This window comes from Vibrio sp. 10N.286.48.C11 (genome assembly GCF_041469805.1).
Classification (GTDB): Bacteria; Pseudomonadota; Gammaproteobacteria; order Enterobacterales; family Vibrionaceae; genus Vibrio; species Vibrio crassostreae_C.
Genome location: NZ_JBFRLK010000018.1, coordinates 21,008 through 35,716, shown reverse-complemented (window position 1 = coordinate 35,716; position 14,709 = coordinate 21,008). Strand labels below are relative to the sequence as shown.

The 14,709-nt window shown below is 43.3% G+C and carries 13 protein-coding genes and 1 pseudogene; 5 read left to right on the top strand and 9 right to left on the bottom strand.

The window, feature by feature from the left end:
• The first annotated feature begins 12 nt into the window (after positions 1-12).
• From dnaX to recR, 3 genes are all read left to right on the top strand, one after another.
• On the top strand, positions 13-2,229 hold the full coding sequence (dnaX, locus tag AB4209_RS06205) for a DNA polymerase III subunit gamma/tau (protein WP_372055183.1): 2,217 nt from the start codon (positions 13-15) through the stop codon (positions 2,227-2,229).
• A 151-nt stretch (positions 2,230-2,380) separates the two neighbouring features.
• Positions 2,381-2,710, top strand: coding sequence for a YbaB/EbfC family nucleoid-associated protein (locus AB4209_RS06200; RefSeq protein ID WP_017062338.1), 330 nt, complete (start codon positions 2,381-2,383; stop codon positions 2,708-2,710).
• 78 nt (positions 2,711-2,788) lie between these two features.
• Positions 2,789-3,388, top strand: coding sequence for a recombination mediator RecR (recR, locus tag AB4209_RS06195; RefSeq protein WP_019823189.1), 600 nt, complete (start codon positions 2,789-2,791; stop codon positions 3,386-3,388).
• A gap of 54 nt (positions 3,389-3,442) precedes the next feature.
• Here the strand turns inward: recR and AB4209_RS06190 are convergent, their stop codons facing one another.
• From AB4209_RS06190 to AB4209_RS06165, 6 genes are all read right to left on the bottom strand, one after another.
• The gene (locus tag AB4209_RS06190; protein ID WP_372055181.1) at positions 3,443-4,111 is read right to left on the bottom strand and encodes an outer membrane beta-barrel protein; all 669 of its coding nucleotides are present in this window, start codon (positions 4,109-4,111) and stop codon (positions 3,443-3,445) included.
• A gap of 373 nt (positions 4,112-4,484) precedes the next feature.
• A complete protein-coding gene (gene aqpZ, locus AB4209_RS06185; protein WP_372055179.1) occupies positions 4,485-5,174 on the bottom strand; it encodes an aquaporin Z in 690 nt (229 codons plus the stop codon).
• A 242-nt stretch (positions 5,175-5,416) separates the two neighbouring features.
• Positions 5,417-6,223 carry an endonuclease/exonuclease/phosphatase family protein gene (locus AB4209_RS06180; RefSeq protein ID WP_170962780.1) on the bottom strand — a complete coding sequence of 269 codons (807 nt, stop codon included), beginning with the start codon at positions 6,221-6,223 and terminating at the stop codon, positions 5,417-5,419.
• Between the two features lie 79 nt (positions 6,224-6,302).
• The gene (locus AB4209_RS06175; RefSeq protein WP_017070319.1) at positions 6,303-7,931 is read right to left on the bottom strand and encodes a PTS transporter subunit IIBC; all 1,629 of its coding nucleotides are present in this window, start codon (positions 7,929-7,931) and stop codon (positions 6,303-6,305) included.
• A gap of 59 nt (positions 7,932-7,990) precedes the next feature.
• The gene (locus tag AB4209_RS06170) at positions 7,991-9,724 is read right to left on the bottom strand and encodes an alpha-glucosidase (RefSeq protein WP_372055177.1); all 1,734 of its coding nucleotides are present in this window, start codon (positions 9,722-9,724) and stop codon (positions 7,991-7,993) included.
• Positions 9,725-9,792: 68 nt separating this feature from the next.
• The gene (locus tag AB4209_RS06165; protein ID WP_017070321.1) at positions 9,793-10,758 is read right to left on the bottom strand and encodes a LacI family DNA-binding transcriptional regulator; all 966 of its coding nucleotides are present in this window, start codon (positions 10,756-10,758) and stop codon (positions 9,793-9,795) included.
• A gap of 140 nt (positions 10,759-10,898) precedes the next feature.
• Here AB4209_RS06165 and AB4209_RS06160 point away from each other — a divergent pair.
• Positions 10,899-11,240: pseudogene (locus tag AB4209_RS06160) on the top strand (DDE-type integrase/transposase/recombinase); the annotation flags it as partial.
• A 20-nt stretch (positions 11,241-11,260) separates the two neighbouring features.
• Here the strand turns inward: AB4209_RS06160 and AB4209_RS06155 are convergent.
• Positions 11,261-11,509 (bottom strand): YkgJ family cysteine cluster protein, encoded by a 249-nt coding sequence (locus AB4209_RS06155; protein WP_017059389.1) that lies wholly within the window; start codon positions 11,507-11,509, stop codon positions 11,261-11,263.
• Between the two features lie 159 nt (positions 11,510-11,668).
• Here AB4209_RS06155 and AB4209_RS06150 point away from each other — a divergent pair, with 159 nt between their 5' ends.
• Complete coding sequence (locus AB4209_RS06150; protein WP_017059388.1) at positions 11,669-12,106, top strand: YcgN family cysteine cluster protein; 438 nt, start codon at positions 11,669-11,671, stop codon at positions 12,104-12,106.
• Positions 12,107-12,211: 105 nt separating this feature from the next.
• Here the strand turns inward: AB4209_RS06150 and AB4209_RS06145 are convergent, their stop codons facing one another.
• Positions 12,212-14,098, bottom strand: coding sequence for a BCCT family transporter (locus AB4209_RS06145; RefSeq protein ID WP_248366474.1), 1,887 nt, complete (start codon positions 14,096-14,098; stop codon positions 12,212-12,214).
• A gap of 172 nt (positions 14,099-14,270) precedes the next feature.
• Positions 14,271-14,624, bottom strand: a complete 354-nt coding sequence (locus AB4209_RS06140; RefSeq protein ID WP_372055175.1) for a hypothetical protein — start codon at positions 14,622-14,624, stop codon at positions 14,271-14,273.
• Positions 14,625-14,709 lie beyond the last annotated feature (85 nt).

Sequence of the window (14,709 nt, the reverse complement as noted above, 5' to 3'; positions counted from 1 at the left end):
TCGGAATTATTCATGAGCTATCTTGCGTTAGCGCGAAAATGGCGACCAACCAAATTCAAAGAAGTGGTTGGTCAAGCCCATGTTTTAACAGCATTAGAGAATGCCCTTAGCCAGAACAGGTTGCACCATGCATACCTGTTCAGCGGTACACGAGGTGTCGGTAAAACGACCATCGGCCGTTTGTTTGCTAAAGGGCTCAACTGTGAAACAGGCATTACCTCAACACCTTGTGGTGAATGTGCAACCTGTAAAGAAATCGATGAAGGTCGTTTTGTTGACCTACTTGAGATTGATGCGGCATCACGTACTAAGGTAGAAGATACCCGCGAGCTTCTGGACAATGTTCAGTACAAGCCTGCACGTGGTCGCTTCAAGGTTTACCTAATCGATGAAGTACACATGCTTTCTAGGCACAGCTTTAATGCGCTTCTAAAGACCTTAGAAGAGCCGCCTGAGTATGTGAAATTCTTGCTCGCAACAACGGATCCACAGAAGCTTCCAGTGACTATCTTGTCGCGTTGTTTGCAGTTCCACCTTAAGCCGATCAGCGTTGATAATATTCACGAGCAGCTCGATCATATTCTTGAACAAGAAGATGTGACGTCTGAGTCTCGTGCGCTTGGAATGATTGCTCATGCTGCTGATGGCAGTATGCGTGATGCACTAAGCCTTACAGACCAAGCTATCGCATTAGGTAACGGCAATGTCGTAACAGATACTGTTGCTCACATGCTAGGAACACTGGATACCGACCAAGCTATCCACTTGCTTGAAGCGATTAGCAGTAAGCAGCCACAGCAAGCGATGGCGTGTATCCAAAGCCTTGCTGAGAACGGTGTCGAGTGGGATGGTTTGCTGAATCAGCTTGCGACTCAACTGCATCGTCTTGCGATGTTCCAAGCTTTGCCATCTACACTAGATAAGGCACAGCCTGACGCTGAGAAGCTTGAACTACTGAGCAAAGCGCTTAGCCCACAAGACATTCAACTCTACTACCAGATCGTGTTGAAAGGTCGTGAAGACTTACCATTGTCGCCAACCGCTCGCGTTGGTATTGAGATGGTGGTTTTACGCATGTTGGCATTTAGACCAGCTGAACAAGCGGTTGCTACGGCAATCTCGACTCAGTCGGCAAGCCCAGCGCCAGTTCCAGCAGCTCAAGCTCAGAACGTTGCTCAGTCAGTGAGTCAACCTGCGCCAATGGCAGCTCCGAGACAGCCTCAGATGCAACAACAGGCGCCTCAACAGCAAGCTATGCAGCAGCCACCCGTGCAACAGACTCCAGCACAGTATTCAGATTCGCAAGGTTACGCTGAACATTCAGGCAACCAAGGTTATCCTGAGCAGGATTACCCGCATAGCCAGTATGACGCGCCTCCTGCTTATGATGAGCGTCCAAGCTACGGTGCAGAGCAGCCTCAGCAGCAACAAACGAATTATCAAAACCAGAGTCCGGTTCAACAGCCAAGCGTTGCACCTTCTGCTCCGCAAGAGCAGCCAGCGCGTGCAACTTCGCCTGTGAGTGGTTTACGCCACCAATTACGTTCTCAACGTAGAGGCAGTTCGGCAACAGAAAACAAAGGCTCGGCGCCAAAAAAGGCTAAAGCGACACCAGCTAAAACTTCAGTTCTTGATCGAGTTGCTCAGCAACACGGTGGTTCTGAGCGGGTGTCGCCAGCTTCTTTATCAGCCTCTTCGACAGAAAATGTGACCAACGATAATGAACCTTATCGCTGGAAACCGTCTAAACCTGTAGTGAAAGAGGTGAGCAAAGAGCTTACACCTACTCAGATCAAACGTGCGTTGGAGCATATTAAGACACCAGAAATGGTCGATAAATTGCTTCAAGAGTCGATTGCTCAAGATGAATGGTCAGCCACGATTCAAAAGCTAGACACAGCCAAGCTTGTTGAACAGTTAGCATTGAACTCAGTGTTTGCTAAAAACGACACATCAATCACCTTAACGTTAAGATCGAGCCAAGCTCACCTGAATACGGATCGAGCACAGAGTGAGTTGTTACAGTCTCTCAATACCGTGCTCGGAGAAGAGTGTCATTTGAGTGTGGAAATCGGTGACGGTGGAGAAACACCTCTCGAATTAAGAGAAAGATTGTACCAAGGTAAGTTGAAAGACGCGTTTACCGCTTTGGAAAACGATGCCAATGTACAGTTTATTGAGAGGCGTTTTGCTGCCGAGCTCGACAGAGACAGTGTTCGCCCTATATAGAGCTTTTTCACGTTTAGTGACCTGCGTATCATCCCAGATAAGCAAATCTGAGAACTGAACCTCAAGGGGTTGAATCACTGTGGTTTAACCCCCATTTAAGCACCAAAGCTTAATAAATTTTAATAAACCAATTAGACCAGAGAGTATTAACATGTTTGGTAAAGGCGGTATGGGCAACATGATGAAGCAAGCCCAGCAAATGCAAGAGCGCATGCAAAAGCTTCAAGAAGAAATCGCGAATATGGAAGTTACAGGTGAGTCAGGTGCTGGCCTTGTAAAAGTAACGATCACTGGTAGCCACAGCGTTCGCCGTGTTGATATCGATGAAAGCCTAATGGAAGACGATAAAGAGATGCTTGAAGATCTTATCGCTGCTGCTTTCAACGATGCGGCTCGTCGCGTTGAAGAAACTCAAAAAGAGAAAATGGCTAGCGTAACTGGCGGAATGCAACTTCCACCAGGTATGAAGATGCCTTTCTAAGTAACTTATTCTTAAAGGTTAATTCAGGTGGTGGTTTGTGTTGAACAGGCTATTACTTGAACATTAGAACGGTTAAATATGCGTACCAGTCATATGCTGGAGCATTTGATGGAGGCCTTACGTTGTCTACCTGGGGTTGGCCCCAAGTCGGCGCAGCGTATGGCCTTTCATTTGTTACAGCGCGATAGAAAAGGCGGCCTACAGTTGGCTGAAGCTCTTAGCCAAGCAATGACCGAAATTGGTCACTGTAATGAGTGCCGTACTTTTACTGAAGAAGATACTTGCCACATTTGTACCAATCCTAAACGTCAGGAAAATGGTCAAATCTGTGTAGTAGAGAGCCCTGCAGACATTGCAGCTATCGAAGCAACTGGCCAATATTCAGGTCGTTACTTTGTATTGATGGGTCATCTTTCACCACTTGATGGTATTGGTCCAAGTGACATCGGTCTCGATGTTTTGGACTACCGCCTGCGTCGTGGTGATATCTCGGAAGTAATCCTAGCGACTAACCCAACAGTTGAAGGGGAAGCGACAGCGCACTACATTGCTGAGCTATGTAATGCCCATGAAGTGAACGCTAGCCGTATCGCTCATGGTGTTCCCGTTGGTGGTGAGCTAGAGCTGGTGGATGGCACCACGCTTTCGCACTCCTTACTCGGTCGTCATAAGATCTAAAAAAGCCGCTCATTGAGCGGCTTTTTGTATTTTTGGGGGAATTGCTAGCGAAAATTAGAAACGGTAATCTACGCTCAGTGTCAACTCGCCGTGGTTTTTCACAGTGTGTGTATCTTTGTAGTGACCATTGTCCCAAGACTCTGATTGAGAAACCGAAGTTGACTCAAACATATGACGGTATTGAAGATCTGCAGACCAATTTGAATTGATCTTATATTGAGCACCTACCTGTAGACCATATGTGAAGTCGGTTTCTTTGTATTTATCTTTAGAAGTTTCTCCGTTGTATTTGTCTTCAAAAGTAAGAGTATTTTGTACAACGCCAGCTGTAGCACCTGCAAATAGTGCAAATTCAGAAGTCAGATAATGTAAATAGTCATACGACGCAAGGTACTCTGACTGCTTTAGGTTTTCAGTATATTTACCATACTCATCACTATCAGAGTAAAGCTCATTGTCACCTGTAAAATTTGCAGTCAACGTTACACGATGGTTTGGTGTTAAGTAAGCACCAGTACGAATACTGAAAGCTGCACCTTTTGCTGTATTTGACTCTTTATCTGACCAGCTATCACCCTCGTAAACACTAGAGTATTTACTTTCAAACTTTGCATGGTGATAACCAACACCGCCACCAACAAAAAACTCAGGGTTAAGGTCAAGTGCAGAAACTGAAGTTGAAGCTAATGCCAAAGTGCTTAGCGCTATAATTGTTTTTTTCACTGTATATTCCGATAATTTTAGTTATATCGACCACTGCGGTCGAGCGGAATAATACTGGTAATATTTTGTTTTTATTAGCTTTTTTGGTTTTGTTATTGTAATGAGTCATTTCATGTGTATTTGAATACTAAAGAAATATATACAACATTGAGCATGGTTTGTAGGTGTGTTTTAAAGTTTGTGATTTAGAACAATAATTCTATTTCATTAGTGTGAAGTTAGAGCTTTGTATCTAATGGCTTTTGTTATCCACTTGTGTAGCGATGATAATATTGAGTTGCCGGATAGAGGTGGTTGATTCTTTAGGAATATGTAATCAGTTAAGCTGCTTCAATAGATTAAACTTAACTGATTACAATAAGTTAGTTGTACACTAATCTGAACCTCTCACCGCTTTGTATATCATCGCGCCAATCACGGCACCAATAATCGGTGCAACCCAGAATAGCCATAATTGCGAAACGGCCCAGTCACCGACAAATACAGCCACGCCGGTACTTCGAGCAGGGTTCACAGAAGTATTGGTTACGGGAATACTGATAAGGTGAATCAAGGTCAAACAGAGACCAATTGCGATCGGTGCAAACCCAGCAGGGGCTTTCGAATCAGTCGCGCCCATGATCACGAACAGGAACACCATGGTCATGACCACTTCACAGACCAGTGCAGCGGTAAGTGAATAGCCGCCCGGTGAGTGTTCACCGTAACCATTTGAAGCAAAGCCAGATGCCGCAGCGTCAAAGCCTGCTTGGCCTGAAGCAATCACGAATAACACACCACCCGCGATAATACCGCCAATGACCTGGGCAATAATATAAGGTGCGACGTCTTTGGCATCAAAGCGACCACCGCTCCAAAGACCTATTGTAACAGCAGGGTTGAGATGACAGCCGGATATATGGCCAATAGCAAAAGCCATGGTGAGTACGGTTAAACCAAACGCGAGGGAAACCCCGAGTAAGCCGATACCTACATCGGGAAAAGCAGCGGCCAAGACGGCACTACCACAACCCCCTAACACCAACCAAAACGTACCGAACATTTCTGCGATATACTTATTCATAACTATCCTTATTAATCTGTACCAGTATCAACAAGATAGTTTAGATTTCGCAGAAGTGTGAAATCTTGTGTATATAGTTCAAAGAAAGAACAGAGAATCTTATGTAATCACTTCGAACTCGCACTAAAGATCGTTAAGGTCAGTCGTATTCTATCGCTATTTTAGCAAGTAAGAGTGACCTGATAATTAGCCGTATTTGTGTCAGTATTCTTTTTATTTAAACTACGATGAGTTGATAAAAATTAAGTAAGTTCTACTTCTACCAACACCCCAAAGTGATCTGATACAACCGGATAAAAATCGTGATTAAAAATCACCTTATGCTGCTTTACCACTACAGGCTGATTACTAAGTACTAAATCAATGCGTAACGCTTGGCTATTTTGCTCCCAACCATCAATGTTTTTAATGACAGTGGTTCCATCATCTTTGATTTCAGCAACTTCATAACAATCCATCAAACCGCGTTGTAATACGTAATCATAGCCTTCATTACGTATATGGCTTGGGTTGTTGAAATCGCCTAATAGAAAGCTCAACTCTGTTGGTAAAGTTGCCTTGATTCGGTCGAACTGATCCTCAAATGAGTTCTCTGAGTCATTCCACCAGCCACAATGACAATTGTAAAGATTAAAATCACCCTGTTGAGAGGTCACTTTAATACGCACTGCTCGCCGATGTTTCCAAAAGCTCACATCATAGCTATCACTTAAATCAATGACCTCATGTTCGACAATCGGTAGTCGCGTTAAAAATGAGAGCCCCTCTTGATATACTTCATAACTTTGATGAACGAAATCCCACGTAAGTTGGTAGTGATGACCGTATTCCATGAGTTTTTTCTGTAATAAATAACCATAGTTATTCGCCAACACAGTGTGATTGGTTAATATATTGGCATCAACGGCCGGGCTATCTTGATGTTGATTCACTTCCTGTAATGCAACCACATCGCACCCTTGCTCGATAATGGCTTGCGCGACCACATCTAACTTTTCTAGCTGTTTTTCTTCTTGCCAACTGTGGGTATTTAGTGTCATTAACTTCATTATTATTCACTTATTTATTCTAGTGAGATAAAACGCAGCGCAAGGCTGCGTTTCTCGAGGTTATTTGATCTAAAAAGAATTACGCAGGTTGTGCTGAATATTTCTCTATTAACTTAGATTTAATAACATCCACCCCAGGGCCATAAATAACTTGTACACCCTGTTCTTTAATCACAGCACCAAGAGCCCCTGTCGGCTTCCATGACGCATATTCAGCAACCAACTTCGGATCATTAACTGTAATACGCAAGCGAGTCATACAAGCATCAATCTCAGCAATATTGGCACGGCCACCTAAATTCTGAATAATAATGTTCATCTTCTCATCTTCTGACATCGATTCTGAGCTTTCATCCAGGTAGTTACCCATACGACCCGGTGTTGGTAACTTCAATTTCACGATTAGGAAGCGGAACAATCCATAGTTAACCACAAAGAAAACAATAGAAACTAATGCAAAGCGAACCAGATCACCACCGATGCCCGCTGAAACCATCATAGGTATACGAGTGAGTAACTCAATCAAACCAAAGGCATGTACACGTAGGTCCATCACATCGACCAACGCAAATGCAACTCCTGTTAACACAGCATGTGCAACATACAAAACGGGAGCGATAAACATAAACATGAACTCAATAGGCTCAGTCACACCGGTTAATAACACAGCAAGACAGGCAGATAAGAACATTGGCTTATATTGTGCGCGCTTATCACTATCAACACAGTGATACATCGCAAGTCCAATACCAATCAATGAAGAGGCTGCGATAATAACTTGGCCTGCTTTAAAGCGTGCTGGGTGCACCGTATCTAACAGGTGTTGGTAAGTTGTCGGATCGCTTAATTTAAGATTATTTAAATCGCTGACCCAAGCAAGCCATAATGGATCTTGACCATAAACACTTGAGCCCGCATTCATCCCAGTCAAAAGCTCATAAGTACCACCCAACTCGGTGTAATTCATTGGAATAGTTAAAGTGTGGTGTAAACCAAATGGCAGTAATAAACGCTCTAACGTACCATACAAGAAAGGAGCAGTGATCGGCGCAGTGTCTTTAGAGGTAGCAATCCATTGACCAAAATCATTAAGCGCACCTTGAATTAAAGGCCATATTACAGATAAACCAAACGCAATAATCAGCGAATAGAAAATAACAACAAAAGGTACAAAACGCTTACCGTTGAAAAATGCTAATGCCTGAGGTAAGCGAGCGAAGTCATGATAGCGGTTAAATAAGTTGGCACCTAAATAGCCAGACATAATACCGATAAACACACCCATATTTAAGGCAGGAGCACCCAAAATATTCGTGAAGAATTGAGAGACAGGTAACTCAGAACCAAATAGGCTCATCACAACCGCTTCTGGGTCACTGAGCATAGCGTTATCCACGCCCAATATAACCCCAGTGATACGGTTGATTAAGATGAAGGCAATTAGCGCGGCAAATGCGCCACCTGCACGCTCTTTTGCCCACGAGCCACCAATCGCGACCGCAAATAATAGGTGAAGGTTAACAATGATCCCCCAACCTATGTTTTCCATTATAGCGCCTAGTGTTTCAATGGCACCAAACCCACCCGCATACATTGCGACCACTTTACCTAGTGATATCATGATACCAGCGGCAGGCATCACCGCGATAACAACGATAAGGGACTTCCCAAATCGTTGCCAAAAATCAAACGATAGTAACTTACTCATAAATAGTTCCTTGATTTAAATACAGGCTAACGTTATCAGCGCCTAGCCATAAATATAATTTAGTGCTTTCTTGCAAATATATACGCGGCATAAGCGGGGGCTATTTGCTTTGTTATAAAATCTGAGCGAACGTGTTCATTGTTAATATTCTGATTATCAAGCATTAACTCGCCTAATTGGGTGCAGTCGATATCAACAACGCTCTCTTGTGGACTTAAATTGGTAATAATGGTCCATGTCATATCTTGAGCAACACGTTGATAAACATAGATATTAGGATCGTTAGCTAGCAGTAATTGATAACGGCCAACCACTAAGCTTTCATGTGACTTACGCAAAGCAATCAACTGCTTATAGAAACCTAAGATCGAATTTGGATCTTGCTGTTGTTGCTCAACATTGATATCTGCATACTGTTGATTCACCGAGAACCAAGGTTGCACCTCAGAAAAACCGGAAAAATCCTGGTCATTCCATTGCATTGGCAAGCGACTGTGGTCGCGGGATACTTGATTTAACAAGGCTAAGATATCGGCATCGCTCTGACCTTGTTGCGATAGCTTTTGAATTAAATTTCTCGCAGACACATCGTTAAATTCGTCAAGAGAAGTAAACTGATGATTTACCATACCAATCTCTTGGCCCTGATAAATAAATGGAGTCCCTTTCATCAAGAAATAACAACTCGCTAACGCGGTAGCACTGGCATACCTAGAGTTAGGATCGGCAAAAGTATCAATACTACGAGCTTGATCGTGGTTTTCTAAATAAAGCGCATTCCAGCCTTTACCTTCTAAGGCATCTTGCCAACGCGATAAAATGCGTTTGAACGCCACGAGATCGAAATTCTCGTTGCTTTGTTCTTCCGACCATAGCTTCATGTGTTCAAACTGAAAAATCATGTTAAAAACACCACCTTGATCGTGCTCGGTCGCTTCAGCAACCCAAGGCAATGCGTTGTCGGCCGTCACCCCATTGGCCTCACCAACGGTCACGATATCAAAAGGCGAAAACGCCTGCTCTTTTAACTCATACAGATGTTTTTCAATCCCTGCCACATTCATATGATAATCGAATGAAGAGACATAGTTTTCACCCTTTGGATTGGGTAAAGAGGGTAAACCAGCTTGTTTTTGAATATGGCTAATTGCATCGACACGGAAACCATCAATACCTCGTTCCAACCACCAATGAATCATTTTAAATAGTGCTTGTTTAACTTCAGGGTTTTCCCAATTAAGATCTGGCTGTTTTTTAGAAAATAGGTGCAAATAATATTGTGCAGTTTTGTCATCATATTCCCATGCACTACCATGAAAAATACTTTCCCAGTTATTTGGTTCGCAAGTCGGCTTTTCAGCTGTAGGCTCACAACCATCACGCCAAATATACCAATCACGCTTAGGGCTATCTTTGTTATCTCGCGATTCGATGAACCATGGATGCTCATCGCTAGTGTGGTTTATCACTAAATCCATAATAATGCGAATGCCACGTTCATGAGCAGCAGTGATTAATTTATCCACATCCTCAAGGGTTCCAAAGTCAGGATGAATCGCTTGATAGTCACTGATATCGTAACCGTTATCATCATTCGGTGATGCGTAGAATGGGCAGATCCATATTAAATCAATGCCCAAATCAGCAAGATAATCTAGCTTAGCAATGATCCCATTGACGTCACCAATACCGTCCTGGTTTGTATCATAAAAACTACGGGGATAAATTTGGTAGGCAGTTGCTTTCTTCCACCACGCGAGTGGTTTTGAGTGTAGATTATTAGCGAGTGTCATCGGTTATACTATGTGTGTTATCGTTAACACATAGTGTTAAATGGAACCTATTTGGACTCAATACAATTTCAGAGAAACTGTGAACTTTCTCTCATTCTTATGTCGAATGTGCCTTCAACGGAACTGAAATCGCGCTTGAGCAATTTTTTGACAGCTTGGTAGCCCACTTGATAGTAGTTAAAAGCGACAGTAGTCAGGCTTGGGACTAACAAATCGCTGTAGTCATAGTCACCCATGCCTACAATCCATAAGTTATGACCAATCTTGAGTTGCTGTTCTTTGGCGCGACGATATAAACGAATAGCAATATTATCGGTGGCACAAAAGTAGACATGATTAGGCTGTAATTGAATTGCCTGGTAGCCGGCTTTGTCCTCCGAGTTGGCGAGAGCTTGTAGTGAAAAATTCAACTCAGGGACGGTGTCAGTAATGGTGGCTTGCATCAACTTAGTACGGCTGGAAAGCATACGTTCATCATAAATATAATGTACGGCTGCCAGCGGTGCCTGCTGTTGTTTTAACTGAGTGATGGTTTGGGAAACGAGTGCTTTAATTGCAGCATGGTCGGGGTAATATAAACAGCAATGGTGGGGGGTGTTTTTACCAATAAATAACACATTGTCTAAGGTTTGATAAAACGTCTCTTCGACACTGTGCTTTGAAGCAATAATAATAGTGCCCAATGCATTTAAGCCATTAAACTCTCTCACAGCTTGGCATTCTGACTCATGGTTAAACCCTGAGGCATGAAAAAGCATTCGTACTTGTGATTCATTGGCAGCCGCCAGTGCCCCTTTAATTACTAAACTAGTTGTATATGACTCAATGCGAGGAGCAACGAAACCAATAATATTAGATTGGCTACGAATGGAACGAGCAAATATATTAGGGGTATAATGATTTTCTTTGACGATAGCATCAATTTTAAGGCGATTTTCAGCCGAGACATAACCGTCATTAAAGTAACGTGACACGGTCATTGTTGAAATTCCAAGCTGTCTTGAAATCTCCGCCATGGTCATTTTTTTACTCATCACATTTTCCTTCCATAATGTATTATTGCCATATTATCCAATATATTGGCTGACAACAAAGTAAATAAAAACGCTACCTGATGATATACACATAGTACTTCAAGTTTATAAGATATTGTCCACTTCTTGACCTGAACTGAATACCCGTAGTTACGGCCTTGCTCGCTCAGGTCTTCAGTGCAACGACTGCTAATTTAAAAATGGGCAGGAGATATCACCGACGTAGCTACAAACAAATATTGGCTATAATTAGTTGCCATTATTGACCTTTATTCAAGGCAAGTTATTGGTTGGTTTATGGGTACGAGAATAAAGGCCTCATTGATCTGTGATGTCTTATCGATGGCTTTATTTCGCCGAGAGTTTCCTGAAACGGTTATTACTCATAGCGAGGTAGTCAGTATTGTTTGAAAGACTATTGAGGCCTCATAAGCACCTATAACCTAAAGCAAAGTATGAGTAGGAAAAGAAATTGCTGGGATATAGAAAAGGGCTAATACGCTTAGGTAATAGCTTCTAACTCGATCAGGTTATCAAGGGCTTCTTGGTCGGTTTTACCACAAATGACAGGGCAAGCTTTGAATTGGTGACATACCTTCGGGCGTGAAGGTTGACCAAATAATTTGCAGAGATCTTGCTCATTTAATTGGATGCAGCGTACCCCAGCAGGCTTACCATTAGGCATTCCAGGAATAGCAGATGTAATACTTGGAGCGATACAGCATGCTCCACAACCTAGGCGACATTCCATCAAATTAAACTCACTAAATAACAGGGTGCGCGATAGTAGCAAAAAATGATGAGAGTGACAGCTGTTGATTGAATCAAAGAATGAACAATTATTATCCTTGAACTTTTTATGGGCTAGCGGTATAACACGCACCCCAGTAAAAGAGTAAGAAGTAATCCTATGACGAATCCATTTTGGCAAGAAAAGACACTAGAACAGATGACCGAGAATGAGTGGGAATCACTTTGCGACGGTTGTGGTAAGTGCTGCCTACATAAACTAATGGATGAAGATAGCGATGAAGTTTACTACACCAATGTGGCGTGTAGCTGGTTAAACGACAAAACATGTTCGTGTAAAGATTACCCGAACCGCTTCACTTCAGGTGAAGAGTGTTTGAAGCTGACTCGTGACAAGATCGATGAGTTTCACTGGCTACCAGACACTTGTGCTTACCGCCTTTTATCAGAATCTAAGCCGATTCCTGAATGGCACCCGTTGATCACCGGATCAAAAACAGAGATGCATGCAGCAGGTGAAAGCGTTCGTAACAAAGTGGTATACGAAATCGATGTTGTCGATTGGGAAGATCACATCTTGAACCACCCGAACCGCTAGTTAACGAAGACTAGTCAATCACCCGAATAAAAAAAGGCTCACATTTCTGTGAGCCTTTGTCGTATTTAGGAGGGTCCAAATCAATGGACTGTGTCATGGCTAATGTCAAGCAAGCGGTAAGTCTGCAACCACCTGATTGAACGTGATACGAGCATTCTGAGCTTGCTCAGATAACTCGATCTTTTTCGCTTGTGCGGCACTAAGATTACTCTCGGCCTGCTCAAGTGCTTGTTGTAGGTTCTCTGGTAACTCGTGAGTTTCCATTTGTGAACCTTGTTCTAACACATAAGCGCGAATTTCTTTCTTCACTGCGGCAAGTTCTGTGTAAGCAACACGCTCAAGTTCTGCGGCTTCTTGTGCTGCATCTCTTTCTTTCTCAAACTGAGCCAACGCCATACCTTCAGCAGACCAAGGGTCCATGTCTGGCAGTTCTTCGATGTTGATCGTTGGCTCGATATACGCATCTTGATGGCGTAGGTCGAGGTTAGTCGCACGAACCGCTGAAATCATCAGCATCACAGAGATAGCAAGCAGTGGTAAGCCACCAACAATCGCCGCCGTTTGTAGCGTACTTAGACCGCCTAAGAACATTAGAATCGTTGGTAAGAACGACAGAGTAAATGCCCAGAACATACGGTTCCAGCGCATTGGCTCTTCGGTCACGTTATTTTGTACAACAGACGCTAGGATGTATGAGATAGAGTCAAACGTCGTTGCTGTAAAGATGATACAAAGCAAAGTGAATACTGCGATAACTAGCGTGCTCATTGGCAGTTGTGCAAGCATCGAGAAGATAGCTTTGGTTGCGCCTTCTGCATTCAGGATGGCAACCACATCTAGCTCACCAGAAAGCTGAAGTGATAAGCCGTAGTTACCTAGAATCATGAAGAATAAGAAACAACCTAGAGAACCGAAGAAGATAGAACCTGACACCATTTGTTTGATGGTTCTGCCGCGAGAGATACGCGCAACAAACAGACCCATACTCGGTGCAAATACTAGCCACCATGCCCAGTAGAAAATCGTCCAGTCTTGTGGGAAGTGAGTGTTTTCGAATGTACCGTAGCCACCAAATGGTTCAGCCCACGTTGCCATCACGAAGAAGTTAGACAGTAGACGACCAATTGAGTCTAACCCCGTTTCTAACATGAAGATTGTTGGACCCGCGATCAGAACGAAAGCCAGTAGACCCATCGCACCCCAGAAGTTGATGTTACTTAGGATCTTGATGCCTTTTTCCAATCCAGCATAAGATGAGTAAGCAAAAATCGCAGTACACACTAAAAGCACCATCACTTGCGTTAGGTTATTTTTAGGTAGACCAAATAGGTGATTTAGACCTTCAGTGATCAGAGGAGCGGCTAAACCTAATGTTGTTGCAGCGCCGCCTAATAGACCGAAAATGAATAGGATATCAACGATCTTTCCTGGTACGCCTTTACTACGGTGTTCACCAAGAACAGGCATTAATGCGCTTGAAATCTTTAGAACAGGTTGTTTACGTACGTAGAAGAAGTAAGCGATAGGAATTGCCGGGATTAGGTAGATAGACCATGCGATTGGTCCCCAGTGGAACAAACCGTAAGTTGCCGCCCAACGAACCGCTTCTTCGCTGCCAGGTTCTAGTTGGAAAGGCGGTGATTGGTAGTAGTAAGCCCACTCAATACAGCCCCAATACAAGATACTTGCACCGATACCGCCACAAAATAGCATGGCAGCCCATGATGCAGTTTTAAACTCAGGCTCTTCATCGGCTTCGCCCAGTTTAATTTGTCCCATATCACTGAACACAACGTAAACCATAAATGCACAAGCCGCGAGGCCTAGAGCAAGATATAGAAATCCAAGTTGGTCCGTCATGAATGTTTTCGCAACCGCAATCCAGTCTGCACCCTGTGCTGGGAACAAAATGAGCGGGAAAACTATCGTGAGTAGGAGTGCAATAGCACCAAAGAAGGTCGGCTTATCAATAAGCTCAAAAGTGTTTTTCACGAGTATTATTCCATTAAAATGAGAGCGGAATTATGGAATGAACTCGTTTTTTAGACCAAATCGGGTCTGTTGTCGTGACGACAAATTGCTTTTGGCAAAGAGTAATAGGCAAGGCATGAGGTGCCAATGCAAAAGAGGGCAGTGGAAGGAATAGTGTAGAGTGAGGGCAACGTTATATCAGAGCGAGCAAGATGCCACCAACGGTTGCCGCTGCGGATAAGTATTGCCCTGCTGAATAAGAACCATCGTCCTCTTGTTCAATCTTATCTGGATGATCCATACCTAGAGCGCCATGAGCAAATGACTCAACCTTATCGGTAACGGTCGCGTTTTCAGCTTCGACTTTCTTAGCTTCTTTATCGATCTCTTTAAGGGCAGATAATAGGGCTTTGCCTTCATCAGAAAGTTTCACGGTATTTTGCTCAACCTTAAGCGGCGCAGGCTTTTCAGCTTCAGTGCTTTTAGCTTGTGCATTCATTTGCGAAGGTGAATACAGCTGAGTATTACTCGTTCCTATTGGCGTCATATCGCTCTCCTTACCTATCCTTAAATATAGTATCGGCAGAGGTGTGAAAAACTTGTGCAATTAATCATCGATAGTGATGTTTTTT